At 61.7% G+C, this 24,672-nt stretch carries 25 protein-coding genes and 1 other RNA gene; 20 read left to right on the forward strand and 6 right to left on the reverse strand.

Features of this window, described 5'->3' with window-relative positions; all coding sequences use genetic code 11:
- Positions 1-57 precede the first annotated feature (57 nt).
- From BLW03_RS05920 to BLW03_RS05950, 7 genes are all read left to right on the forward strand, one after another.
- Complete coding sequence (locus BLW03_RS05920; RefSeq protein ID WP_074652783.1) at positions 58-1,113, forward strand: cytochrome-c peroxidase; 1,056 nt, start codon at positions 58-60, stop codon at positions 1,111-1,113.
- 59 nt (positions 1,114-1,172) lie between these two features.
- Entirely contained in the window at positions 1,173-1,970 is a 798-nt protein-coding gene (locus BLW03_RS05925; RefSeq protein ID WP_074652784.1) for a carboxypeptidase regulatory-like domain-containing protein, read from the forward strand.
- Positions 1,971-2,047: 77 nt separating this feature from the next.
- Positions 2,048-3,016 (forward strand): sugar phosphate isomerase/epimerase family protein, encoded by a 969-nt coding sequence (locus tag BLW03_RS05930; RefSeq protein WP_074652785.1) that lies wholly within the window; start codon positions 2,048-2,050, stop codon positions 3,014-3,016.
- 210 nt (positions 3,017-3,226) lie between these two features.
- Positions 3,227-4,186: a hypothetical protein gene (locus tag BLW03_RS05935; protein WP_244501978.1), complete on the forward strand. Its 960-nt coding sequence runs from the start codon at positions 3,227-3,229 to the stop codon at positions 4,184-4,186.
- A gap of 58 nt (positions 4,187-4,244) precedes the next feature.
- A complete protein-coding gene (locus BLW03_RS05940; RefSeq protein ID WP_074652786.1) occupies positions 4,245-4,655 on the forward strand; it encodes a GntR family transcriptional regulator in 411 nt (136 codons plus the stop codon).
- Entirely contained in the window at positions 4,652-5,086 is a 435-nt protein-coding gene (locus BLW03_RS05945) for an ATP-binding cassette domain-containing protein (protein ID WP_074652787.1), read from the forward strand. The genes BLW03_RS05940 and BLW03_RS05945 overlap by 4 nt, the downstream gene beginning before the upstream one ends.
- Positions 5,038-5,475: a hypothetical protein gene (locus BLW03_RS05950; RefSeq protein ID WP_139285114.1), complete on the forward strand. Its 438-nt coding sequence runs from the start codon at positions 5,038-5,040 to the stop codon at positions 5,473-5,475. The genes BLW03_RS05945 and BLW03_RS05950 overlap by 49 nt, the downstream gene beginning before the upstream one ends.
- 62 nt (positions 5,476-5,537) lie before the next feature.
- Here BLW03_RS05950 and BLW03_RS05955 read toward each other — a convergent pair whose 3' ends face one another.
- Positions 5,538-5,822 (reverse strand): DUF427 domain-containing protein, encoded by a 285-nt coding sequence (locus tag BLW03_RS05955; protein WP_074652789.1) that lies wholly within the window; start codon positions 5,820-5,822, stop codon positions 5,538-5,540.
- Positions 5,823-6,094: 272 nt separating this feature from the next.
- Positions 6,095-8,947, reverse strand: coding sequence for a type I DNA topoisomerase (topA, locus tag BLW03_RS05960; RefSeq protein ID WP_074652790.1), 2,853 nt, complete (start codon positions 8,945-8,947; stop codon positions 6,095-6,097).
- Between the two features lie 428 nt (positions 8,948-9,375).
- Between topA and BLW03_RS05965 the strand changes: the two genes are divergently transcribed.
- Positions 9,376-10,446 (forward strand): carboxypeptidase-like regulatory domain-containing protein, encoded by a 1,071-nt coding sequence (locus BLW03_RS05965; RefSeq protein WP_074652791.1) that lies wholly within the window; start codon positions 9,376-9,378, stop codon positions 10,444-10,446.
- 9 nt (positions 10,447-10,455) lie between these two features.
- Here BLW03_RS05965 and BLW03_RS21200 read toward each other — a convergent pair whose 3' ends face one another.
- Positions 10,456-10,725, reverse strand: a complete 270-nt coding sequence (locus BLW03_RS21200; protein ID WP_348270833.1) for a DprA-like winged helix domain-containing protein — start codon at positions 10,723-10,725, stop codon at positions 10,456-10,458.
- A gap of 15 nt (positions 10,726-10,740) precedes the next feature.
- Positions 10,741-11,646 carry a DNA-processing protein DprA gene (gene dprA / locus BLW03_RS05970; protein WP_348270834.1) on the reverse strand — a complete coding sequence of 302 codons (906 nt, stop codon included), beginning with the start codon at positions 11,644-11,646 and terminating at the stop codon, positions 10,741-10,743.
- 219 nt (positions 11,647-11,865) lie between these two features.
- On the opposite strand from dprA, the gene BLW03_RS05975 reads away from it, so the two are divergent.
- Both BLW03_RS05975 and BLW03_RS05980 read left to right on the forward strand, forming a co-directional pair.
- Positions 11,866-12,705, forward strand: coding sequence for a menaquinone biosynthetic enzyme MqnA/MqnD family protein (locus BLW03_RS05975; protein WP_074652792.1), 840 nt, complete (start codon positions 11,866-11,868; stop codon positions 12,703-12,705).
- A gap of 109 nt (positions 12,706-12,814) precedes the next feature.
- On the forward strand, positions 12,815-13,528 hold the full coding sequence (locus BLW03_RS05980) for a YqaA family protein (RefSeq protein WP_074652793.1): 714 nt from the start codon (positions 12,815-12,817) through the stop codon (positions 13,526-13,528).
- 341 nt (positions 13,529-13,869) lie between these two features.
- Here the strand turns inward: BLW03_RS05980 and BLW03_RS05985 are convergent, their stop codons facing one another.
- A complete protein-coding gene (locus BLW03_RS05985; protein WP_139285115.1) occupies positions 13,870-14,919 on the reverse strand; it encodes a beta-ketoacyl-ACP synthase III in 1,050 nt (349 codons plus the stop codon).
- A gap of 237 nt (positions 14,920-15,156) precedes the next feature.
- Positions 15,157-15,254, reverse strand: an RNA gene (gene ffs, locus BLW03_RS05990) — signal recognition particle sRNA small type.
- 383 nt (positions 15,255-15,637) lie between these two features.
- On the opposite strand from ffs, the gene BLW03_RS05995 reads away from it, so the two are divergent.
- The 10 genes from BLW03_RS05995 to BLW03_RS06040 all read left to right on the forward strand — a co-directional run bounded on the left by BLW03_RS05995 (position 15,638) and on the right by BLW03_RS06040 (position 24,666).
- A complete protein-coding gene (locus BLW03_RS05995; protein ID WP_074652794.1) occupies positions 15,638-16,651 on the forward strand; it encodes a pectinesterase family protein in 1,014 nt (337 codons plus the stop codon).
- A 453-nt stretch (positions 16,652-17,104) separates the two neighbouring features.
- A complete protein-coding gene (locus BLW03_RS06000; RefSeq protein WP_074652795.1) occupies positions 17,105-18,817 on the forward strand; it encodes a MiaB/RimO family radical SAM methylthiotransferase in 1,713 nt (570 codons plus the stop codon).
- A 161-nt stretch (positions 18,818-18,978) separates the two neighbouring features.
- Positions 18,979-19,413: a DUF4760 domain-containing protein gene (locus tag BLW03_RS06005; RefSeq protein WP_074652796.1), complete on the forward strand. Its 435-nt coding sequence runs from the start codon at positions 18,979-18,981 to the stop codon at positions 19,411-19,413.
- Between the two features lie 3 nt (positions 19,414-19,416).
- The gene (locus BLW03_RS06010; RefSeq protein ID WP_074652797.1) at positions 19,417-19,887 is read left to right on the forward strand and encodes a GyrI-like domain-containing protein; all 471 of its coding nucleotides are present in this window, start codon (positions 19,417-19,419) and stop codon (positions 19,885-19,887) included.
- Between the two features lie 4 nt (positions 19,888-19,891).
- A complete protein-coding gene (locus tag BLW03_RS06015) occupies positions 19,892-20,095 on the forward strand; it encodes a DNA gyrase inhibitor YacG (RefSeq protein ID WP_074652798.1) in 204 nt (67 codons plus the stop codon).
- Positions 20,096-20,098: 3 nt separating this feature from the next.
- A complete protein-coding gene (locus tag BLW03_RS06020; RefSeq protein WP_074652799.1) occupies positions 20,099-20,650 on the forward strand; it encodes a phosphatidylglycerophosphatase A family protein in 552 nt (183 codons plus the stop codon).
- A 41-nt stretch (positions 20,651-20,691) separates the two neighbouring features.
- A complete protein-coding gene (locus BLW03_RS06025) occupies positions 20,692-21,735 on the forward strand; it encodes an IPT/TIG domain-containing protein (RefSeq protein ID WP_074652800.1) in 1,044 nt (347 codons plus the stop codon).
- A 27-nt stretch (positions 21,736-21,762) separates the two neighbouring features.
- Complete coding sequence (locus BLW03_RS06030; protein WP_074652801.1) at positions 21,763-23,007, forward strand: competence/damage-inducible protein A; 1,245 nt, start codon at positions 21,763-21,765, stop codon at positions 23,005-23,007.
- Between the two features lie 28 nt (positions 23,008-23,035).
- Positions 23,036-23,668, forward strand: coding sequence for a glycerol-3-phosphate 1-O-acyltransferase PlsY (plsY, locus tag BLW03_RS06035; RefSeq protein ID WP_074652802.1), 633 nt, complete (start codon positions 23,036-23,038; stop codon positions 23,666-23,668).
- On the forward strand, positions 23,665-24,666 hold the full coding sequence (locus BLW03_RS06040; protein WP_074652803.1) for an NAD(P)H-dependent glycerol-3-phosphate dehydrogenase: 1,002 nt from the start codon (positions 23,665-23,667) through the stop codon (positions 24,664-24,666). The genes plsY and BLW03_RS06040 overlap by 4 nt, the downstream gene beginning before the upstream one ends.
- The last annotated feature ends 6 nt before the right edge of the window (positions 24,667-24,672 follow it).

A 24,672-nucleotide genomic window follows, 5' to 3' on the forward strand; every position in this document is an offset into this window, starting at 1 on the left:
CAGCATCAATCGGCGCCGGTCACGCATACCGCCCGGCGCGATAATGAGAGCAGGACCATGCGCCAAGCTTTTGCCATCGCCGCCGCACTCCTGCTGCCTATCGCCCTGACGGGCTGCAAGCGGCAGGTCAGCAATAAGCCCATCGGCACGCCAGTCCAGATCCACGTCCCGCTTGGCCTGCCTGCGCTGCCGATTCCGGCGAACAATCCGCCAACTGCGGAGACGATCGCGCTAGGCCGCAGGCTGTTCTACGACAAGCACGTCTCGGTCGACAACACGCTCTCCTGCGCCTCCTGCCACGATCCCAGGGCATACTTCACCGATGGCAAAAACGTCTCCACCGGCGTGCGCGGCGCGCTTGGCGTTCGTAACGCACCCACCATCCTGAACGCAGCCTACCTGCCGTTCCAGTTCTGGGACGGTCGCGCTATCACGCTCGAGGAGCAGGCCGCATTTCCCATCGCCAATCCCGTCGAGATGAGTCAGCCGCACGCCGCGGACGTCAGCAAGCTGGGGAACGATCCGCAGTACCGCTCGATGTTCAAGAGCGCCTTCGGCACCGACGACGTGAACATCGAGCGTGTCGAGGCAGCTCTGGCCAGCTTTGAACGCACCGCCCTCACCGGCAACTCGGCGTTCGACCGCTTCCAGTACGGCAGCGACAAGACCTCACTCACACCCGCGCAGCTTCGCGGCTTCATGGTCTACCTGGATGCCACGCGCGGTAACTGTGCAGCATGCCATACGGTGGGCGCGCACGATGCCCTTTTTACCGACGGCAAATTCCATAACACTGGCCAGGGTGTAAACGACTCCGGCAGCTTCAGCGATGTGGGCCGCTTCCACGAAACAAAAATCGCCACAGACACCGGCGCCTTTAAAACACCGACCCTGCGCAACATCGCAGGCACCGCTCCCTACATGCACGACGGCAGTCTGAAGACGCTGAAAGCCGTGGTGGACTTCTATGCCGGCGGCGGCAACAGCAATCCCTACCTCGACCCTGAGATGAAGAAGATTCACCTCAGTGGACAAGATCGTGCGGACCTCGTGGAATTTCTACAATCCTTGACCGGTGATGTATCGCCCAACCTTGGGCCGCCGGAAAAGTAACTTCGGGCCACCAGAAAAGTGTCCCTTCGCGTCACACTCTCCAGGAGAACGAAAACCTCGTGAAACCGAATCCCTTGTTCCGCTACCCGGCGGCCCTGCTCATCGCGTCATCGCTACTGTATGGCTGTAAATCAAATTCCGTTGAGACGACTCAATCCTCTGCCAAAACTGGAGCCGTTCCGGCTGCAGAGCCCGTCTACACCGTCGACCCTGCAGTCGCCACGACGATCCTGGGTACCGTGAGATACACCGGCGCGAAGCCGAAGCCACAGCTCGTCGACATGAGCAGCGACCCCACCTGCGTAGCCGCGCACAAGGGCAAGGCCTATGACGAGTCGCTCGTCGTAGGGGCAAAAGGCGGGTTAGGCAACGTCTTTGTCTACATCGAAAAGGGTCTCGAAGGAAAGCACTTCGCCACGCCGACAGCCGCTGTGACGATTGATCAGGCCGGCTGCTGGTTCCGTCCGCGGGTATTGGGATTACAGGTTGGCCAGACGCTCAACGTCGTAAACTCAGACCCCGTCACGCACAACATCCACCCCATGGCCATGGTCAATCGCGAGTGGAACCACTCGCAGGGTCCGGGCGATCCGGTCATGCACCGCACCTTCACGAAGCAGGAGATCATGATCCCCGTGAAGTGCAACATCCATGACTGGATGCATGCCTTCATCGGCGTGGTCGACCATCCATACTTCGCAACGACGAAGGATGATGGCAGCTTCACACTGCCCGATCTGCCGCCCGGTACATACACCGTTACCGCTTGGCACGAGACGCTGGGCCGGCAATCCATCACCGTCACCGTCACCGCGAGCGGCAAGGCCATGGCGAACCTCACCTTCGCTGCGAAGTAGACTTCGCTTGCGTCCCTATGCAACGAAGGTCTACAGTTTCTGCGCTAACGAATTATCAATAACCGGAGCCACTGACTATGAACAGCATCACCCGCAGGCAGTTTCTTTCACGCACCGGCACCGTTGCCGCTCTGGCGGCCTCTGCCGCAGTCCTGCCGCGCTGGGCATTCGCTGACCCGCTCGGCCTGCCGCTGGGTATCCAGCTCTACGTAGTCGGTGCAGACATGCAGAAGGACGCTGCCGCGGCCGTAAAGCAGATCGCTGCCATTGGCTACAAAGAAGTTGAAACGGCCGGTTTCGGTTCGCTGAAGACCGCCAAGGAACTTCGCAAGGCATTCGACGACAATGGCCTGAAGTGTCCCAGCGCACATCTTCCGCTGAAACTCGACGCCTTGCAGGCATCGTTTGACGATGCCAATACCCTCGGCTGCACCTACGCGACGTCGTCTGTTCCGCAAGGCTGGCTGGCCCCGCCCATGCCAGCGATGGATCCGAACATGACTGCCGACCAGCGCCGCGAGGCGATGGCGAAGGCCCGCGGCGGCATGCTGGCCCCACTGGATGCGGACAAGACCAAGGCGCTTGCAGAGGATATGAATAAGGTCGGTGAAGCCGCCAAGAAGGCTGGCCTGAAGTTTGCGGCACACAACCACACCATGGAGTTCGGCATGGTGGACGGTAAGCCCGCTTACGACTATCTGATCACCCATACCGATAAGGATCTCGTCACCTTCGAGATCGACTGCGGATGGATGACCGTCGCCGGCTACAAGCCTGCGGACTTCGTCGCAAAGTATCCCGGCCGCATCAGGATGCTGCACATCAAAGACTTTCTCCCCTACCCCAAGGGCGCCAGCACCGGCGGCCCCATCCGTCCCGAAGGCTCGGAGATCGGCCAGGGTGTCGTCAACTACAAGGAAATCTTTGCCGGAGTGAAGGGTAAGGGCATCCAGCATATCTTCGTAGAGCAGGAAGGGCCGTATAGCCGTATGCCCGCGATGGAAGCAGCCGCAGTCGACTACAAGTACCTGCACGCGATCTCTTAGGACGTACTCGCTGCTGCATACAAACCGTTCGTCCTGAAATCATCCCTCCGTCTACGCTGTCATCCCGCAGCGTAACGGAGGGATCTGCATGTGTGCCTGCCCCATCGCGGCCATCTCAGGGGGCAGGTCGCGTGGGTGGTCGCGCAGCGTGTCGGACATCGCCGAGTGAACTTCCGCATCCGGGCCTGCGTACCGATGCGTATGCAGCCAATGTGGACCAGATCCCTCTGCCTCGCCGCGCTGTTCGTTGTGTCGCTCCCATGCGTTGCACAGATCACACCGTCGCTTACGGCGGACGAGATCATGGCACGCGTGGCCGCGAATACGGATCGCGACGACGACGCACGGGCCCACTACGTCTACGTCCAGCACACGCAAATGATCTCAAGCAGCGGCAAGTCCGTGATGTGTGAGGAGACGACCGACGCGCGCGTCACACCCGGCACGCATGGCTCGGAACAGCAGATGCTGAAGCTGGATGGCCGTCGTCGCGACGGCAAGCGGTACATCGCGTATACAGAACCACTCAAGGACAAGCCACACGGCGCCGACATCGATGGACCGCCCGACAGGGATCTGACCAAGGAGGCGCGTAAACAACGCCGCAAGGACGGCCTGCGGAACGACGAGGACGAAGACCTGGACCAGCAACTGGTCGAGCACGTGCGCAAGAACCTGACCAACGAAAAATCGAAAGACGGCCTGCACGCGGGCCTGTTTCCACTCACCGGGAAAGCGCAACCCGGGTACAACTTCGCTCTGAAAGGCCGCGAGCGCCGCAACGGCCACGACACCTTCCACATCGTCTTCACACCACGCGAGAAGAGCCACTATGACTGGCGCGGCGATGCCTGGATCGACACCGAGGCCTTCCAACCTGTCGTGGTGCAGACCGCGCTGGCACACAATATCCCATTTGCCGTGCGCGCCTTGCTGGGCACCAGCATCCCAGGCCTGGGCTTCACCGCGACCTACGCGCCGCAACCGGATGGCGTCTGGTTCCCTGCCACCTTCGGCACTGAGTTCAAGCTCAACGTGCTCTTTTTCTTTCACCGTTCGATCGCGCTCTCGGTCGAAAACCGTGACTTCGAAAAGACCCACACGGCCTCCCGCATCGTCGCAGATTCCGATCTGCCGGAGCCTCTGCCCACGACTCCAGGCGAGAAATAGCAACGGGACGAAAGAAATTTCTTGCATCGCAAGGTGTACTAGCTGTACTAGTACAGCAGTGATCCCTTTCCGCGTCAGCTTCCGGCCCGGTGTACCCATCTTCGAACAGACGGTCTACGCGGCCACGCGTGCCATCGTCGCGGGCAAGCTGCGACCCGGCGATGCCTTTCCGTCGGTCCGCGCGCTCTCACGCGAACTGAAGATCAACCCCAACACGGCGCATAAGGTCATCACGCAACTGCTGACAGATGGCCTGCTGGAGTCACATCCCGGCATTGGCACTGTCGTGGCGCAACTGCCACGATCCACCGCGGCAGAGCGCACAGCCCTGCTCGGCCCGCAGATCGAGGCGCTGGTGGTCGAGGCGAAGCGGCTGTCCCTCTCGGTCGAGGAGGTCGCCGCGGCCGTCGAGCGCCACTGGGAACGCCTGACTCCACCCGAAGACGAAGACACAGGAGAGACGCGATGAACGATGCAGTCCCCGCAGTTGAGATCAAAGGCCTGTCGAAGATGTTCGGTGGAACGGAGGCGCTTGCACCCACACATTTGTCCGTCCCGCACGGTTCCGTCTTCGCGCTCGTGGGCCATAACGGCGCCGGCAAGACCACGCTGATCAAGCTGCTGCTGAATATCCTCCCGCCCACCGCAGGTGAAGCCACCGTCTTAGGCGAGTCCACGCGCACGCTCCATGCAGACTCCTTCGCCCGCATCGGCTACGTCTCAGAGAACCAGGAGATGCCGGAGTGGATGACCGTCCGTGGCTTCATGGATTACCTGAGGCCGTTCTATCCCGAATGGGATGAGGGTACGCTACTTGCCGACCTGCAACTGGCCTGCTGGTGCCCGCGCGGGTGCTGCAGGCTGCCGGCAGCGATACCGTCCCCATGCATCTGGCGGTGATCGCCACCCGGCTCACGCCCGGGCAGTCACAGACCGTTATTGCCGCCGAGCGCTTCGTTATACCAGGTGGCAACTGCATCCTGCAGGAAGCCGTCGCTGGCAGCAATGCCACCTGCCGCTTTCCGTTCGAGCACGAGACCCCGGTGACCGTTACAGGCAACGTCACGAACGGAGAGTGCGATGCAGCCGCGACCCATCCGGCAACCGCGCAGCTACGCACCATGGCGGCCGGCACCCGCGCCGACCCCATGGTCCAGGTGCCGCTTCGCATGGGCGGAAGCATCTGCTCCGGCACGCAACTCACCTTCACCCCGTTCCGCGAGGATGGCAAGATCCGGATGGAAGTGGATGCCGCTCCCGCAGACCTGGAATCGTTCCGCGATCAGTAAGTCAGCCGCAAAAGGGAAAAGGCGACGCCCTGAGAGCATCGCCTTCCTTAACTACAAAGCAATTACTTGCTGACTTCTACGCCTCGCCAGAAGGCGATGTGATGCTTCACGGAGCGAGCGGCGGGCTTGGGGTCGGGATAATACCAGGCCGCGTCGGGGTTTTCCTGGCCGTCGACGAACAACGTGAAGTAACGCGCCTGACCCTTCCACGGGCAGGACGACGAGGTGGAGCTGGGACGGAGAAACTCGCGCTTCACCGACTCCTCTGGAAAGTAGATGTTGCCCTCGACGGTTTCAAAGCTCTCGCTCTCGGCGACCGTCTGGCCGTTCCACACTGCCTTTGCCATTGCTGACTCACACGCTTTCAAAGAAGGTTCTGACAGGCTGGCGCTCGGAGATCGCTGTCAGGCACGCAAAACTGGACCTTTGGTCCGGCGTTCTACCTTTGTACCAGCCCTGACTATTAGATGGGAACAGTGGTTACCGGGGTGCACGAGCTTTTGCGGGCTTAAAACCCAAGGATGAACCATCTTTGGCCGCGCCGGAACTCACTGCTTGAAAAAGGCAGGGCCAGCTTCCGCTGGGCCTGCCTTCTCCGTATCTGTTGCATACAAATTACTTATGCGACACTCTCAGCCAACGGACGGGTCGCCTCAGGATCCGGCCGCTTCAGCACCGGCACCTCCACCGGAGCTGCGACCGGAATGGGACGATTCGTAATCTCTTCGTAACCACATTCAATCGTATCCACCGGCTCCTCCACCTTGGCGCCCTTCTTCGGGCGGCGCTTTGGCAGGGCTTCGTGGTTGTGCGGACACACCTCGTGGATCAGGCCGTCGGCCTTGTTCGGAACCTCCAGCAGGTACTTGCTGTTGCCCTTCGGGCACGGCTTGTCGATCAGCTTCAGGTTGCTGGTGAAGTCGCACTTCGGATAGTTCGTGCAGCCGTAGAAGACGTTGCCCATCTTCGACTTGCGCTCGGCGATCTTGCCGCCATCCTTCGGGCAGGCGACGTCCAGCAGCGTCTGCTTGACGTACTTGCACTTCGGATAACCCGAGCACGATGTGAATTCACCGTAGGATCCGGTGCGCTTCACCAGCTCCATGCCGCACTCCGGGCAGGGCTCGCCGGTGGGCTCCGGCGGTTTCTGCTGCACCTTCTGGTTCAGACGGCGAACCGTCTTGCACGGCGGGTCAGCAGAGTAGTCCGGGCAGCTCATGAACGGGCCCCATGGCCCGTTCTTCAGGACCATCAACTTGCCGCAGTTCTCGCAGAACTCCTCTTCCTCGGTGTCGCCCGCTTCCATCGCAGCCAGATCCGGCTTGTCCGCAAAGTTTTCCTTGGTGAAGTCGCAGCTCACCGGGTCGATCAGGATGCTCTTGCCGCGCGTGGAGGCGAGCTTCATCGCAGCCAGCAACTGCTTGTCGTCGCGCACTTCCTCGCTGGAGGCCTCAGCATCGTCGACCATACCCTTCACCGTCACCGGGTACTCGAAGGAGTCCGTCACGCGCTTCATAGCGGCCTTGGCGTCCTTCTTGAACGCGCTCACGGCGATGGTCTTCGGCTTGGTTTTGGTGAAGGCGCTACAGCTATAGAACGAACCGAATTTACCCCACTTCAGGATCAGCGGTGAGCCGCACTTTTCGCAGACTTCGTCGGTCGTCTTCTCCCAGCGCTTGATTTCCTCCATGGAGCCTTCGGCGACCTTGATCTCCTTCAGCAGGTGGCCGTAAAAACCGTCGAGCAGGTCCGTCCACTTCTCCTTGCCGCTCTCCACCTCATCCAGCTCGTCTTCGAGCTTGCGGGTGTAGTCCATGTCGAAGATGTATGGGAAGTTCTTGACCAGCAGGGTCGTAACGACCATGCCAATCTCCGTCGGCACAAACTTGCGCGCCAACTTCTTGACGTAGTCGCGATCCTGGATGGTGTTGATGATGCTGGCGTAGGTGGAAGGACGGCCGATGCCGCGCTCTTCGAGTTCCTTCACCAGCGATGCCTCATTGAAGCGTGGCGGTGGCTCGGTGAACTTCTGCTCCGTCAGCACCTCGACCAGGTCCAGAGCCTGGCCCTGCGTCAGCACCGGCAATGCCGTATCCGCACCCTCGTTCTCCCCGTCGGACGACTCATTCTGCGGCTTGGCCGTAGCGGTCGCGTTGGCAGCGCGCGGGTCGGCGACCTTCAGGAAGCCGTCAAACTTCAGCACCGATCCGGAGACACGCACGCTATATTTCCTGTCGCTGACGCCGGTGATGTCGACGTTCGTCTGGTCGTAGACGGCAGGGGTCATCTGGCTGCCGACAAAGCGGCGCCAGATCAGGTCGTACAGCTTGAATTGCTCGTCGCTCAGATACTTGCGAATGCTGTCCGGTGTATACGCAACGTTGGTTGGGCGGATGGCTTCGTGCGCATCCTGCGCGTCCTTCTTGCCTTTGAAGTCATTGGGTTTCGCCGGCAAATACTGCGGGCCGAGCTTTTTGATATAGTCCCGCGCCATGTCGATGGCGACCGGCGCGACACGCGTCGAATCGGTACGCATGTAGGTGATCAGACCGACGGTGCCCTCGCTGCCAACCTCGACACCTTCGTACAAACGCTGGGCTACCCCCATCGTCCGCTTCACGTTGAAACCGAGGCGGTTCGAAGCATCCTGCTGCAGTCGCGAAGTCGAGAACGGAGCGGGCGGATTGCGCCGCCGCTCCTTCGCCTCGACGGACGCGACGGTCCACTTCGCCTTCTCCATGCCGGCCTTGGCGGACTGCGCGCTGATACCTTCCGGGAGAGCCGGCGGGCCGACGGTCTCGACACGAAGTGCCGTGCCGTCAATCGCGTACAGGCGGGCGATAAACTCCTGCTGCGATGAAGCGGGCTTCAGCTTGGCATCCACCGGCCAGTACTCTACCGGGTTGAATGCCTTGATCTCGTTCTCGCGGTCCACGATCAGCCGAAGTGCCACCGTCTGCACACGTCCGGCGCTCAGGCCGCGGCGCACCTTGTCCCACAGCAGCGGCGAGATCTCATAACCCACCAGGCGGTCCAGCACACGGCGCGTCTGCTGTGCCAGCATCAGGTTGTTGTCCACCTGCCGCGGCGTCTTGAAGGCATCGTTGACGGCCTTCTTTGTGATCTCGTTAAAGGTCACGCGGAAGATGGGCGCCTTGTTCTTCATGCCGGGCTGCAACTGCATCTGCAGATGCGCGGCAATCGCCTCGCCTTCGCGGTCAGGATCGGGCGCCAGGTACACGGCGTCAGCCTTCGCAGCCAGCTTCTTCAGTCGGTCGACGAGCTTCTCCTTGCCGGGCGAAACAATCAGCTTCGGCAGGAAGGTGCGGTTCTTCAGTTCGACACCGATGTCGTTCTTGGGCAGGTCCATGATGTGGCCAATCGAGGCCTCCACCGTGTAATCGCTGCCGAGATATTTATTGATCGTCTTCGCCTTTGCCGGCGACTCGACGATCACGAGATTCTTACCCATAACTGCTTCCTGGTTTCTGCCGGAATCCTCCAGCTACAACAACCGGCTCTTCCGGTTCAAACGACCGGCGACGCCCGGATCAAGCGACCGGAAACCTCCCGGCATAAGCTCTCTGGCTTTTTGCGCTGTCTCGGTATGGAACCTAACACGAGTTCTCCCGGCGCGTCACGTTTCCGTTTTCCGCAGGTTGGACCCGCTGACTCAAAGAAGGTCTCTATTCCTCCGGGGGAAACCCGAAAGTCTGCGTCTCCCACAGCAGATGCGGCCTACCCTTATTGGGACTCAAATCAGCCTTTTTGGCCATTGGCACAACGTGGCACCCCTGTTTGACTGGTACCACCTTGAATTATTTTCATTTGTATGAATTTCGACACTGCTATTTCTCCGCAACCCACGTCGAATCCCGTAGCCTTGGAAGAATCTCAATCATGCTTGACTTGCGCCGCTTTGCTCTCTCTGTCGCCCTCATCTCCGCCCTCACCAGCGGATGCCTATATGCCCAGACACTTCCGGACGCTCCGAGTTCCGTAAAGACCCGTGCCAGCCTTCAGGGCCACGTTATCGACACGAACGGTGCGCCCGTAGCTGGCGCTTACGTCACGCTCGTCAATGCAAAGGGCGCGAACGACCGCGTGATCCATGCAGGCGACGACGGCACCTTCCTCTTCTCCGATCTCACCCCTGCAACCGTACGCCTGACCGTGACGGCTAGCGGCATGGAGACGTTTGTTTCGCCCGAAATCCACCTCGACCCAGGCGGGGCAGAGACCGTTCCCGAGATCATCCTGCCAATCGCCCCGTTCAACACCGACGTGTCGGTCGTAGCGACTCAGGAGCAGGTGGCCCAGGCCCAGTTGGACGCGGCGCTGCACCAGCGCGCGCTGGGCGTTCTGCCGAATTTCTATTCCAGCTACATCTGGGACGCCGCCCCGCTGAACTTCAGGCAAAAGACCAGGCTCGCCTTCCGCTCCACGACCGATCCTGCGGAGTTTGTCGTTGTCGGCTTTGTTGCCGGCGTTGAGCAGGCGCGCAACTCCTTCAAGGACTACGGACAGGGAGCCCAGGGGTACGGCAAGCGCTTCGGCGCCGCCTATGCGGATGTGGTCGTCTCCCGATTCTTCGGCTCTGCCGTCTTCCCCAGCATCTTCCGGCAGGATCCCCGCTACTTCTATCTCGGGTCCGGCTCCGTAGCCAAACGGGCCGGCTACGCCATGTCTACCGCTGTCATCCAGAAGGGCAACAGCGGCCACTTCCAGCCAGCCTATTCCCGCATCCTCGGCTCGGTTGTCGCAGGCGCCATCTCGAATCTCTACCGGCCTGACGCCAACCGCGGTGCGGGCCTCATCTTCCGTAACGTGGGCATAGGTATCGGCGGACACGCGGTCGTCTCGCTCGTCCGCGAGTTCGTGCTGCGCAAGGTAACCTCGGGCATTCCGGACTACGAGCAAGGCAAGCCGGTGGCCGAATCAACCGCTCCGAAAGCAGCGCCCGCACCGTAGGCAGGTTGGTTAGAACGTCCTCACGTAGTTCTTCCCCGGCATCTGCCGGATGCGGCCCGCCAACTCCAGCTCAAAGAGCGCGGTGAAGATCTCGGGTGACTGCAACTGCCCGTCCAGTTGCTCGATCAGGTCATCGAGTTGAAGCGACTCGTCAGCCCGCAACAGCGAGAACACCAGGCGCTCGGTCGGCGGAAGATTGCCGTCGTCGAATAGAGATGCGATCGTCCCGGAGGAGGATTCGCCACCTGGACTCGCCGCGTTCTCAAGCTCAAGACGCACTTGGCTCGGCAGATCTTACCATATGTCCTCCCAGGTCGCCGTCAGCTTGGCGCCCTGCTTGATTAGCGTATTGGGCGTCCACGAACCCTTGTTGGTGACGTTTCCAGGCACCGCGTAGACGTCGCGATTCTGCTCCATCGCACAACGTGCGGTGATGCGTGTGCCACTGTGTTCCGCCGCCTCCACCACAAGCACACCAACGCTCATACCGCTCAGCACGCGGTTCCGCACCGGGAAGTTCTGCGGTGCGGGAAACGTTCCCAACGGGAACTCGCTCAGGATGCAGCCGCCACCCATCAGGATCTGCTCAGCCAGCCGCTTGTTCTCCTTCGGATAGATCACATCGACGCCCGTGCCCCAGACAGCAACCGTCTTGCCGCGAGCCTCCAGCGCCCCCTTGTGCGCCTCGGTATCGACGCCACGGGCCATACCGCTCAGGATGACCAATCCCCGCGCGGCCAGTTCGCGGCTCAACATCTGCGCCATGCCACTGCCATACGGCGACGGATGCCGCGTCCCCACCACCGCGATCCCAGGCAGAGCCAGCAGAGACGTGTCGCCCCGGAACCACAGCACGGCGGGTGGATCGTAGATCTCTCGCAGCCGCTCCGGGTATTCCGGGCAGTCATGCGTCAGGAAGCCAGCACCCTGCTCTTCCATGCGTTCCAGTTCTTCGACCGCCAGGGCGCGCGACTTGCCCTCAAAAAAATGCCGGGCCGAAGCCGCCGGCAATCCCAGGCCCTCAAGCTCCGTCAACGACAGGCTGAAGAGATCGGCGGGCGCAGCCGCCCTGGACACCGCCCGCAGAGCCCGCGTGGAACCTACGCCCGGCGTCAGGATCAGCGCCATGTACGCAACGCGATTCTCCGTTTCGGCAGTCGCCATGCGGCGCGGCAAAGCGTTGTCAACGACTGTGGCCATGGGAAGGTGTCTCCGGTGCGAATCGTTATATCGCACCCTTGGCGCGGATAATGCCGTCTCGCCAACAGACCCGTATTCCTTCAGTCCCGAAACGGAAAGCCGCCTCGCAATCGGCTGCCTTCGCGCAGGCGGGAATCAAACCCTGCGATAACCGCACTGGCAACCAGGAGGCATCGATCAGCCCGAACCTAACGATGGCTCTCGGTACTCTAAAGACAAGTGTCTCGTCTTCGTATCGCCGCCATCAGCTTCCTCAATCCCGCACCACTCCTCTGGGATTTTGAACATGCGCCTGCCAGCCGGCACCTGATCGAGCGCTATGATGTGCGCTACACGCTGCCATCGCAGTGCGCTGCGCAACTCGCCGCGGGAGAGGCCGACCTGGGCCTGATTCCCATCGCGGCCCTTGCGAGCATGCCGCAAGTCGTTGCGGTCCCCGGCTGCACCATCGCATCGCTGCACGCGGTGCGATCGATCCAGCTCGTGCTCAGGCCCGGCGTCACGCTGGCGACCGTGAAGACACTCGCAACCGACGCGGCCTCGCGCTCCTCCGCCGCCTACGTCCGAACCATGCTGCGGGAGTTCTACGACGTCACGCCGCATGTGCACGAGAAAGGCGCGGATCTTCCCGCCATGCTCGCCACGAGCGACGCTGCCCTGCTCATCGGCGACCCGGCTCTCCTCGCGCTCGAACATCGCACCGACTTCGCCGATCACACATGGATCGACGTCGCCTCGCTCTGGCGTCAACACACCGGTTTGCCGTGGGTCGCGGCGGTGTGGGCCGTCCGGCCGAAAGCCCTGATCAAGTGCGGCATCCCGCGCGAGGAACTCATCGAGGACCTGACGACCTCACGCGACCACGGTCTCGTCCATACCGAAGATCTCGTCAGCGAATGGACGACACGCCTGCCGCTCTCCGCAGAGACCATCCGCAGGTATCTGACCAGCAACATCCATTACACCCTGGACGGTGAGTGCCTGCGGGCCATCGACCGTTTTTATGAGCTTGCGGCCAGCGCGAAGGTGCTGCCCGCATACCGGCTCCAATTGCTGTAACCCCTGCAGGCCAGCAGCCGACTTCCTTTCCGTGCCATCATCAAAGCCACACGCCACTAAGTACATCCTGTAGTCCCGCTCGCTCCTGCGAGCGTCCAATCACCGACTCATGATCCTTGATCTACTCCAAAAGGCTGCCGAGACAACCGCAAACGCGGTTGCGTCCACCGGTGCGCACAAGCCAGCCAGCACTGGCCGCAGGATCACCCGGTACTTCTTCCGGCTGGGTCTGCTTGGACTCTTCTTCATCTGCGTGATTGACTCGTCGCCCGTGCCGCTGCCCATCCCGGGCTCGTCAGACATCCTGGTCGTCCTGCTCGCCGCACAGCGGCAGGCATGGCTGCTTGTGACCGTCATCGCCACCATCGGGTCCATGGTGGGCGGTGCCGTCAGCTACCAGGCAGGCGTCACCGGTGGCCTTCCCCTGATGGACAAGTATGTTCCGGCGCGCTTCCGCGACAGGCTTCACCGCTGGACGAGCGAACACGCGCTGCTCTCCGTGGCACTGCCCGCCGTGTTGCCGCCACCAGCTCCGTTGATGCCCTTTCTGATCGCAGCGGGAGCCATGCGCATGTCGCGCAAGCGCTTCTTCTGGAGCTTTACCGTCTCGCGCTTCCTGCGTCACGCCTTCTACGCCTGGCTGGGCCTGCACTACGGCCGCAAGATCATGCCGGTTTACCAACGCATCGCAGACCACTATGGCTGGATTCTGCTCGTCATCGTCTGGGGATCGGTCGGGTTTGGCGTGATCTATGCGATCGTAAAGCTGCGCCTACGTCGCCGCGAGCAACAGACGACCGCCACCACCGCTGCCGCGGCATAGCAATCTCACCGATCAGTTTCCGTCATCTTGAGCAAAGCGAAGAACCCGAAGATCTTCGCCGGCACAAATAGAACTCCAAGGTTTCTCAGAATGACTGGGTGCCCCATGTCTCGCTTTGAGACATAGGTTCCGCAGCACTAGCGGTTGCAAGATGAGAACCTACCTCCCTGCAGGACGTGGCACTCTTCTCTACTGCGCCGGGTGCCCCATTCATGCACACCTCTTGCGCATGAGTGGATGTTGCTCGGATCTGAACCCGGCAATCCTGAAAAACGATCGCGAGGCCCAAAAAACAGGCTCGACCGAAGCCGAGCCCTGTTCCCTATCGCTGTTCCCTGAACCTAGAACTCCCAGCGCAGCAGCGTGGCGCCGACCGTGAACCCGGCTCCAACGCTCGCGAGCAGAACCAGATCGCCCTTCTTCAGGCGGTTCTCTTCAAGAGCGGTTCCCATCGCCAGCGGAATCGTGCCGCCGGTGGTGTTGCCATAGCGATCGATGTTGATGACGACGCGATCCTCCGACAAGCCCAGGCGCTCTGCCGTGGCAAGGATGATGCGTTTGTTGGCCTGATGCGGGATGAACGCCGCCAGCTCCGAACCAAGCACACCATTGGCCTGCAGCACATGTTCGCTGGCTTCCATCATCTTGCGCACGGCAAACTTGTAGACCGTCTGCCCCTCCTGCTTGATGAAGTGCTGCCGAGCCGCAACCGTCTCCGCACTGGGTGGATGCAGACTACCGCCCGCAGGCATGCACAATGCCGAGCCACCCGAGCCATCGACCTCGTGGTAGAAGTCGATCAGGCCAACCTCGCCCTCTTCGCACGGCTCCAGCAGAACACATCCGGCGCCATCACCGAACAGGATGCACGTGGCACGGTCGGTGTAATCCACAATGGAACTCATCGTGTCCGCGCCGATCACCAGGACCTTCTTGTGCGCGCCACTCTGGATGAACTGCGCACCGACCTGCAGCGAATACGTAAACGCCGAGCAGGCGGCAGACAGATCGAAGCCCCAGGCCTTGCTCGCACCAAGCTTGTTCTGCACCAGGCAGGCAGTCGCCGGGAAGAGCATGTCCGGCGTGACCGTGCCCACAATGATGCAATCGATCTCGCTGGCATCAATACCGCGCCTGGCGAGGCATACCTTCGCGGCCTCCACAGCCATGTCGCTGGTGGCAACACCGGCGTCGACGACGTGACGCTCGCGGATACCAGTGCGTTCCATGATCCATTGGTCGTTCGTCTCGACCATCCGCTCCATATCGGCGTTGGTCAGCACACGGGGCGGAACATAGGTCCCGACAGACGAAATTTTGGCGCGAGCAGCAACGCGCGGCTTCAACTGCAGACTCAACTGGCTTTCCTCCGCGCCGGCTAAACAGCGCATGAATATCCTTGTTGAGCATACCGCTTCGCCCCGTCGACGGTGCAAATGGCCCCAACGACGCATGCCGTTACCCGCCAACTGCAGACGGACGAGCGCCCCATCCAGGCAGCAGCCAATTGTGGATGTAAAAAGCGCCGGGTGACCCACTGCGCTGCGCGTTCCAAATTGTATTGGGAAAAGAAAAAGCGCCGGGTGACCCACTGCGCTGCGCGTTCCAAATTGTATTGGGAAAAGAAAAAGCGCCGGGTGACCCACTGCGCACTCAAGAGCCTGCTACCGTTGCTTCCTTCCGGACCTGGCGGGGTTTGCAGGAGTGAGTCGCGTAGGACCCGGCACTCCTTCAGTCTACCATCGCGAGCGGGTCTCGAACCGGTTGCCTCAAAGCCAGTCGAGATGTCTCACCTTTGAGACGTGGAATCGTTCGGACGAAAGAGATGTCGAGCGCCCAGAATCCTCCGTGTTCGGAAGGGCACAGCTTCAGCGGTGGCAAAACTATCGCCCTGCAAATCGGGGCTTCAGCCCCTGAGGTACGCTTTCGCTCGTGCTCACTTGGAAGAGAGCTAAGCCTCAGTGGCTAGAGCCGGCCTTCAATCCAGGGTGCCTTGGCACTGCCAAAGGAGTGCCCTTACGATTGACATAGGCTCGGTGCACCCAATCCGTCCCTTTCCAAAACCCTTGCAACTTGCCGCAGCAATCGCGACCCTCTAACGTGAAGTCCATGCGCGTCCTCGCCTTGCTGCCACTCGTCGTTGCCCTGACGGCTCATGCGGCCGACATCACTGTCCTCGTACGTCCCGGTGTTGCACCCGGCGGCACGGTAGAGTTCCCGACGATCCAGAACGCCATCGACCACGCACCGGAACCGACGAACGGCGGCCGCGTCACGATCCGCATCACGCCCGGCACCTATAACGAACGCCTCTGGATCCCGCAGAACCGCCCCAACCTGACGCTCGTCGGTCTGGGCACCAGGCCGGAAGACACCGTCATTACCTCCGACCACTTCGCCAAGACATCGGGCGGCACCTTCTTCACCGAAACGGTCGAGGTCAACGGCAACGGCTTCGCGGCGGTCAACCTCACCTTCGCCAACACCTCCGGCAACGTTGGCCAAGCTGTTGCGGTCTCCGTGCTGGCGGATAAGTCGATCTTCAAACGCTGCCGCTTTCTCGGCTACCAAGACACGCTCTTCGCCAATTACGGTCGGCAATACTACGTCGACAGCTACATTGAAGGCGCCGTGGATTACGTCTTCGGCAATGCCACCGCGGTCTTCGACCGAGTCGAGTTACACACTGTCGCGCCCGGCTACATCACCGCGCAAAGCCGCCTTCGCGCCGACGAGCCGACCGGCTACGTCATCCGCAACAGCCACCTGACCTTCGCGCCCGGCGCCGAAGGCACCGCCATGACCGACAACGCCGCGAAGAAATCCGCCCATGGAGTCTTCCTCGGCCGCCCCTGGCGCCCCTACTCCCGCGTGATCTTCCTAAACACGCAGATCGACAAGGGGCTGGAACCGGCGGGCTGGTCCGACTGGAACAACGGCAACGTCCTCGCCACAGCCTTCTACGCAGAGGACGGCTCCGGCGGTCCCGGCGCCGTCACCGCTACACGTACGCCCTTCGCCAAGCACCTTACCTCGACGCAGCGCCGCGATTTCGAGACCCGCACGTTCCTAGGCGGCGCCGACCACTGGAACCCCGAAGCCGAAGCGGCCAAACTGCCCTGACAGTCACCGAACCGGTGCCCCCTTCATGCGCGCTCTTGCGCATGAAGGGGGATCTCGCGCGAAGCGCGACCCTCTAAATCCTGAAACCCACTCATGACGACGGAGCCGTGATGAATGGGGCACCCGTTTCGGTGGTCGTCCAAATACGTGTCAAGGCCTTGGGACCGTTGGTCGTTTATCGTGAGCGATTTACACCCGCCAATAATTTCCCGGGAAAACGCTACAATAGATGGTGTGATCTAGCGATTGCAGCGTGGTTGGCGGACTGGACTGTGATCGCTAACTCCAATCGAATCAGTTTTCTTTGCGCGTGGGTCTGTCCTTTTAGCGGGAGACGCGCACGAAGTCCTTTCGAAACTCATTTTGCGAAAAGCAAGGGCGAGGGGTATCCCCTCCCATAAGGCGACGCGCGTGCCCATAGAACTCGTAGAACAGATCGATAAACTTACTCCCATGCCGGAACGTCCGCGCATTGGTTTCGTGTCCCTTGGCTGTCCCAAGAACCTGGTCGACAGCGAAGTCATGATGGGCATGGTGCATCACGCCGGCGCGGAGCTGACGCCTGCTGCGGAAGACGCCGACATCATCGTCGTGAACACCTGCAGCTTCATCGACAGCGCGAAACAGGAGAGTGTGAACACCATCCTCGAGATGGTCGCGCACAAAACCGGTGGCCGCGCCCGCAAGCTCATCGTCACCGGCTGCCTCGTCGAACGCTACCGCGACGAGATCCAGAAGAACATCCCAGAGGTCGATGCGGTCCTTGGCACCGGCGAGCTCGACGGCATCCTGCGCGCCGCGGGCCTGACACCGAAGCCCGTGCCGCAGAGTGGACCGTTCAACATCCTCAGCGAGTCAGCGAGTCAGCAAGTCGGCAACTCAGCTACGCCGGTCAATGGCGATCCTTCGATGGCTCAACTGGAGCACGGCGCCGTCGCGGTCAACGCGCATTCGCATGATCATGTGCATCTGGAACTCGGTGGCGCTGCCGCCCTCCAGGTGGAAGCAGCTCAGGGTAATCTCTCGTCCGCCAGCATCGCGGAGAGCAACCTGATCGACCGCGCCTCCAGCGCCGTGCGCAAGCACTCGCAGATGGACGTGCCGCAGCAGACCTCGCGCCCCGAAGGCGACCTGCGCGAGCGCAATGGCCGCTTCAATCGCGACGCCTGGGACGGCGCCACCGCCGAGCTGCCAAGCTACCTGTACAGCGACGACACACCGCGCATCCTGACCACGCCGCGCGCGTCGGCATACATCAAGATCGCCGAGGGCTGCGATCATCCCTGCGGCTTCTGCATCATCCCGCAGCTGCGCGGCAAGTTCCGCTCGCGCCGTATCTCGTCGATCCTGAACGAGGCCGAAAACCTGATGCGTCAGGGCGTCCGCGAGTTCACACTGATCGGCCAGGACACTACCTGCTTCGGTGAAGACCTCGGCCTGCGCGACGGCTTGGCAACGCTGCTCGAAGCACTCGCGACCATGCACGTCGAAGGCATCGGCAAGATCAAGTGGCTGCGCTTCCTCTATGCCTACCCGAACAAGGTCACGACGAAGCTGCTCGAAACCATCGCCGCCCACGACAACATTGCGAAGTACCTCGATGTGCCGCTGCAGCACGCAGCGCCCGCGACACTGAAGCGTATGAAGAGAGGCGGCTCCGGCGACATCTTCCTCAGGATGATTGATAAGGCTCGGACTATCGTCCCCGGCATCGCAATCCGTACCGCGTTCATCGTCGGCTTCCCCGGCGAGACGGACGCGGAGTTCGAGGAACTTGAGAGCTTCATCAAGGCTGCAAAGATCGACTGGCTCGGTGTCTTCAGCTACTCCGACGAAGAAGGCGCAGCAGCCTTCGACCTGGGCGAGAAGGTGCCCAAGCGCACCATCGAAGCCCGCCGCCGCCGCCTGATGCGCACCCAGCTCAAGATCAGCGCCAAGGCACGCGCAGCGCAGGTCGGCCGCGAGGTCGAAGTGCTGGTCGAAGGCCCAAGCGAAGAGACCGAGCTTCTCTGGCAGGCACGCACCATGCAGCAGGCCCCGGAGATCGACGGTCACGTCCTCATCAACGACTTCGGAGACCGAGAAGCGCTCGTCCCCGGTACCTTCTACCGAGCCGAAATCACCGAAGCGCACGATTACGACGTGGTTGCGCGCATTCTCGACTAGCCCATCTGCTCGCGACTTCATCGTGACTTCTTCCGCACGAGAGACCATCGCGCGGAAGCCGCGAGCTATCCTAGCCCAGGGCGACGCCCTGGGTTAACGTCCCAAACGCGCGACGGCGGCCTGAAGGCCCACGCTAATTCTCACGAGGAACGACACGATATATGGCAACACCAGCAGATGCAGACATCATCCTGAAGCTCTACGACCTCCGCCGCGAAGAAGTCATGCGCAAGGCGCGCAACTACGTCGGTATGGAGTTCTGGCCGACAACCGTGGATGAGTTCAAGGAGATCCACAAGCCGACAAACCCGAACAACGTCTACTGGCGCCAGGTGATCAGTTTCTGGGAAGGCATGGCGCAGCTGCCGCTGCATGGCGCCGTCGATGCCGAACTCTACCTTGCAACACAAGGCGAAGCCTTGTTCCTCCGCGCCAAGTTTGCCGACATCTCGGAAGAGGCAACCGGCAACACCTTCATGCCCAGCACCAAGAAGCTGGTCGACGCCAGTGAGAAGGCTCAGGCCATGTTCGAAGGCGTTAAGAAGAACCTTGCTGCCCGCCGCGCACAGATGACCGCTGCCAAGGCGACCGCGTAAATCATGTCCACGACACTGCCCAGCCCGAAGTTCCGCGACGGCGCAAAGCGCCTGCTTGCCGGATCGCTGCAGACGCACACCATTGCGGTTGCTGCGGAGTCGATCCCCGTGCAATGGGGCGACTTCTTCGCGCTGGACGTGCCGGAGATTCATACCGCCAGCGTGACCTACGGTGTAGTCATCCGCGCGGACGACGAGACCATGGACTACATGTGTGCGATCGAAGTGCCGAGCTTTGACGGTGTGCGTTCGCCGCATCGCGAGACGCTGCCTGCAGCACGCTATGTCGTCTTCACCATCGACGGCCTCGAGCACATCGGCGAACAATGGTCAGCGATCTACGCAAGCTGGCTGCCGACTTCCGGCTACAACCTTGCAAAGTCGCCGGCCTTTGAGCGCTACGATGATCGCTACGACCCTGAATCTGAGACAGGTCCCATCGAACTGTGGGTACCGGTCGAACCCGTGAGCTAGCACAATGTCCAACAAAGCACTGCACTGCCCGACATGCAAAAAAACCGTGACAGCCGACAACCCAGACTTCCCCTTCTGCAGTGATCGCTGCCGCATTATCGACCTCGGCAAGTGGGCCAGCGGAGACTACAAGATCACTTCGCCCATTCACGATCCCGATCTGCTGGAAGACCTCGTCCGCGAGCAGAACCGCAGCAGTGAGACCTAGGGCGTGAGTGCAGAAGGTAACTATGACGGACCTGCGGCCGGTCTCGCCGGCGTAAAGCGCACACGCTGGGCGTGGATTGCAGGCACCTTCTTCGGTGCGGGTCTCATGAAGCCCGGCCCCGGGACGTATGGGTCCGTTGCCGCCACGCTGATCTGGTTTGCCGTCGCGCGCCACGTGCCGCTGCACTGGCTGCCGCTGATCACGCTGGGTATGGCCGGGCTGGCAACGCTCGTTGGCATCCCGGCAGCAACGCGCGTCGCTCAGGAGAGCGGTCGCAAGGACCCACAGATCGTCGTGATCGACGAGGTGGCGGGACAGTGGCTGACGCTGGTCTTCTGCCTGCCCCAGATGCCCTTCGCCCTCCTGGGCCTGGTCTGCTTCCGCGTCTTCGATATCCTGAAGCCGCCGCCGATCCGCCGGCTGGAGAAACTGCCCGCAGGCACAGGCATCATGGTCGATGACCTTGGCGCAGGCGTCTACGCGCTGATCCTGCAGACCGTGATGCAGCAGGCATACATCGTCTGGCAGATTGCCGCGAACGCGCCGAAGCATTAGCCGTTTGCACCGAAGATGTCGCAGGCATACCCTGAAAGGTGATGACTCTTCTCGATCACCTTCGCGGCCATGCTGACCCGAACGCACCGCACCTTGTCTCCGTCACGCCCTCTGCGGCGATGCCGGATGGTGTTGTTGACCTGCGCGGAACGCACCTTGGCGGCACCCTTCAGCCGCTGATCACCATCGGCGAAACGCCCGCGGCGACCACACTCACATCGTCGACCCGCGTGACGGTGCGAGTCCCGGACGGCGCGATCTCAGGGGACGTCACGCTGCGGCTCGGCGAGAGCCATTCGAACACCCTGCCGCTGCGTGTGGCCGTGCCCATCGCAGACAATCTTCATCCGATCGCGAATCCGGCGATCGACGGTGAGGGCAATGTCTACGCAACCTTCTCCGGCTCCCGCGGGCAGGAAGTTCCTGTTTCCATCTTCCGTATCGACCGCGAGTTCAGTATGCGCGCCTTCGTGCGCGGCCTGCCCAACGCCAGCGGCCTGGCCTTTGGCCCAGACGGCTATCTCTACTGCTCTTCGCGCGCGGAGGGTACGGTCTACCGGATCAGCCCGGACGGCGCGATGGCACAGTGGGCAGAGGGCATGGGTGTCGCCACCGGCCTGGCCTTTGACGACGATGGCAACTGCTACGTGGGCGATCGCAGCGGCACCATCTTCAAGCTGAACACGCAGGGCGCAGTCTTCGTCTTCGCGACGCTGGAGCCCTCTGTTTCGGCCTATCACCTCGCCTTCACCGGCGACGGCACACTCCTCGTCACTGGCCCCACAACCAGCAGCAACGAGGCCATCCACGCCATCTCGCCCGAGGGGGAAGTCAGCGTCTGGTATCGCGGCCTGGGCCGTCCGCAGGGCATGGCCGTCGACATGGACGACAACGTCTACGTCGCCGCTTCCCTGCACGGTGAGCGAGGCATCATCCGCATCACACCGCAGAAGGAAGCTTCCGTTGCCATCAGCGGCAGCGGCCTCGTGGGGCTGGCGTTCACCGACGACAACGCTGTAGTTCTCGCCACGACCAGCGGACTTTATACCGTGGAGATGGATGTTGAGGGACGCTTGAGCCGCTAAGGCCGCAGCGTGCATCGTAAGACCATCATGATCGCTGAAATTATCGCCGTCGGCAGCGAGATGCTGACGCCCTTCCGGCAAGACACCAACTCCCTCGCACTCACGGCCGAACTCAACAAGCTCGGCGTCTCTGTTGCGTTCAAGACCATCCTCGGCGACTCCATGGAGCAATTGACCGAGTGCGCGCGCATCGCGCTCCACCGCGCCGACATCGTCATCTTCTCCGGCGGCCTTGGTCCCACCGAAGACGACCTGACGCGCGAAGCTGTCGCTGCGGCGCTGGGTGTTGGCCTGACGCGCAATGAGACCGTGGTCGACGCATTGAAGGCGCGCTTCGCCAAGCGTGGCATCGCCATCCAGGCCATCAACTTCAAGCAGGGCGATGTCATCGACGGCGCAGAGCTGCTGCCCAACGCAAACGGTACCGCGCCCGGCCAGTGGATCGCCACAGAATACGAGGGCAAGCCACGCTACATCGTGCTGCTGCCTGGGCCGCCGAAGGAACTCACCGCGCTCTATGCCGACCAGGTGAAGCAGCGGCTGCAACGTGTCGTTCCACAGCAGCACATCGCCATCGGACAATTGCGCATGGCCGTCGTGCCGGAGAGCGAAGTCGACGCGCGCACCTCCCCGATCTACATGCAGTTCACCGACGTGCAGACAACGATCCTGAGCACACAGGGCGAGATCCAGCTCCACTTCGCCTGTGCGAAGCCAACGCTGGAAGAAGCACAGGCTCGCGTCGATGAAGTGCTGTCACTCTGCGAGCAGGAAATGATGGACTTCGTCTTTTCGGCTGATGGGGAGTCACTGGAGCAGGTCGTGCTGCTGATGATGGGCATGCGACACCTGACGCTCGCCACGGCCGAAAGCTGCACGGGCGGCCTGATCGCGCAACGGCTCACGGCTATCCCTGGTTCCTCGCGCTCATTTCTCGGCGGCGTTGTGGTGTATGCAGACGCTCTCAAGACAGCACTCGTCGACGTCCCCAAGCCATTGATTCAGCAACACGGCGCAGTCAGTGAAGAGGTCGCGCGTGCACTGGCCGAAGGCATCCGCATACGTACCGGCGCAGACCTGGGCATTGGCGTCACCGGCATCGCAGGCCCTGGCGGTGCGACCCTCAACAAGCCCGTGGGCCGCGTTTACCTTGCACTTGCCGATGCCAACGGTACAGAGGTCCGCGAACTCAACCTGATGGGCGACCGCGAACGGGTTCGCTGGTTCACCTCGCAACACGCTCTGAGCCTGCTGCGTCACAAGCTGCTGTAGCCACACGCTGATAGACTCAAGGTCCGCTATGACTCCTCTTCTTCTCTGGATCATCACGCTCGCCGTCGCCTACCTCATCGGGTCCATTCCGACGGGATATCTTCTTGTCCGGACCTTTCGCAATGAGGACATCCGCGAGACCGGCTCCGGCAACATTGGAGCGACCAACGTCGCTCGTTCCGGTGCCAAAGGTCTCGGCATTGCAACTCTCGTGCTCGATGCACTGAAGGGCGCGTTGGCCGTCGTGATCGCACAGCATATGGCTCAGGCGACCGGCTTCCCCAACGGCTACAGTCTCGAAGCGGTTGCCGGCCTGTTCGCCGTACTCGGCCACGTCTTCCCCGTCTGGCTTGGTTTCCGCGGCGGCAAGGGTGTTGCGACTGCAGCGGGTGTCTTCGCTGCCATGATGCCGCTCACAACGCTCATCTGCGTCGGGATTTTCGCTGTCGTATTCATGCTCACGCGTTATGTATCCCTGGCGTCCATCGTCGGCGCGATATCCCTTGCAGTGCTTTGCATTGTGTTCGACTCGCGACGACAGCCGATCGTAGACCTCGTCTATCTGGCGATGCCTGTACTGGTGATCGCGAAGCACCATGGGAACATCAGCCGGTTGCTCGCACACACAGAACCGAAATTTGGGACGAAGCCTACAGCATGAGCCGCATCGCAGTTCTGGGAGCAGGTGCTTGGGGAACGGCGCTGGCCTTGTCGCTGGCACGTCAGGGCCGTCACAGCGTTACCCTGTGGGCGCACACGCCTGCGCATGCGGAAGCGATGCAGCAAACCGGCGAGAACGCGAAGTTTCTTCCCGGCTTCCCCCTGCCGGCAGATCTCGCAGTCACAGCTTCACTCTCTGCCGCAGTGGATACGGCCGATGTGCTGTTGGCCGTGACGCCGTCGGAGTACATGGGACAAACCATCGCTACCATCGCTCCGCAGCTGCGTCCCGGGCACGTCTTTGTCTCTGCCGCAAAGGGCATCCAGGACGGAACCTATCACCGCATGAGTGAGGTGGTCGCCGCCGCCTCTCCCGTCCGCTTCGCCACACTGGGTGGACCGTCGTTCGCGCGTGAGGTTGCGGCTGCACTGCCGACGGCGATCACACTCGCCACACGTCATACCGATGTTGCGCTCGCCTTACAGCGTGACTTCTCCTCGGAGTCGCTTCGCGTTTACACCAACGACGATGTCGTCGGTGTCGAGCTCGGTGGTGCGCTCAAGAACGTCATTGCACTTGCAGCCGGCGTGGTGGATGGCCTGCAACTGGGCAGCAATGCATCGGCTGCTCTCATCACGCGCGGCATGGCTGAGATCACGCGTCTCGCGGTTGCCTGTGGCGGCCGTCCGGAGACGATGGCTGGTCTGGCCGGTTACGGTGACCTGGTGCTCACGTGCACTGGTTCGCTTTCGCGCAACCGTACCGTTGGCGTGGAGCTGGGACGCGGGCGCAAGCTGCCGGAGATCCTGGCGAGTCTGAACGGCAAGGTTGCGGAGGGCGTTCGATGCACCGGTGCCGCACTTGGCCTCGCGCAGCGTCATGGTATCGAGATGCCAATCACGAGTGAGATGTACGGCATCCTGCATGGTGATCGATCGCCCGTCGACGCGATCAGGGCGCTGATGACACGTCCCGGACGCGACGAGTCTGTCGGGTAGCATTCT

The organism is Terriglobus roseus, from assembly GCF_900105625.1.
Taxonomy (GTDB): domain Bacteria; phylum Acidobacteriota; class Terriglobia; order Terriglobales; family Acidobacteriaceae; genus Terriglobus; species Terriglobus roseus_B.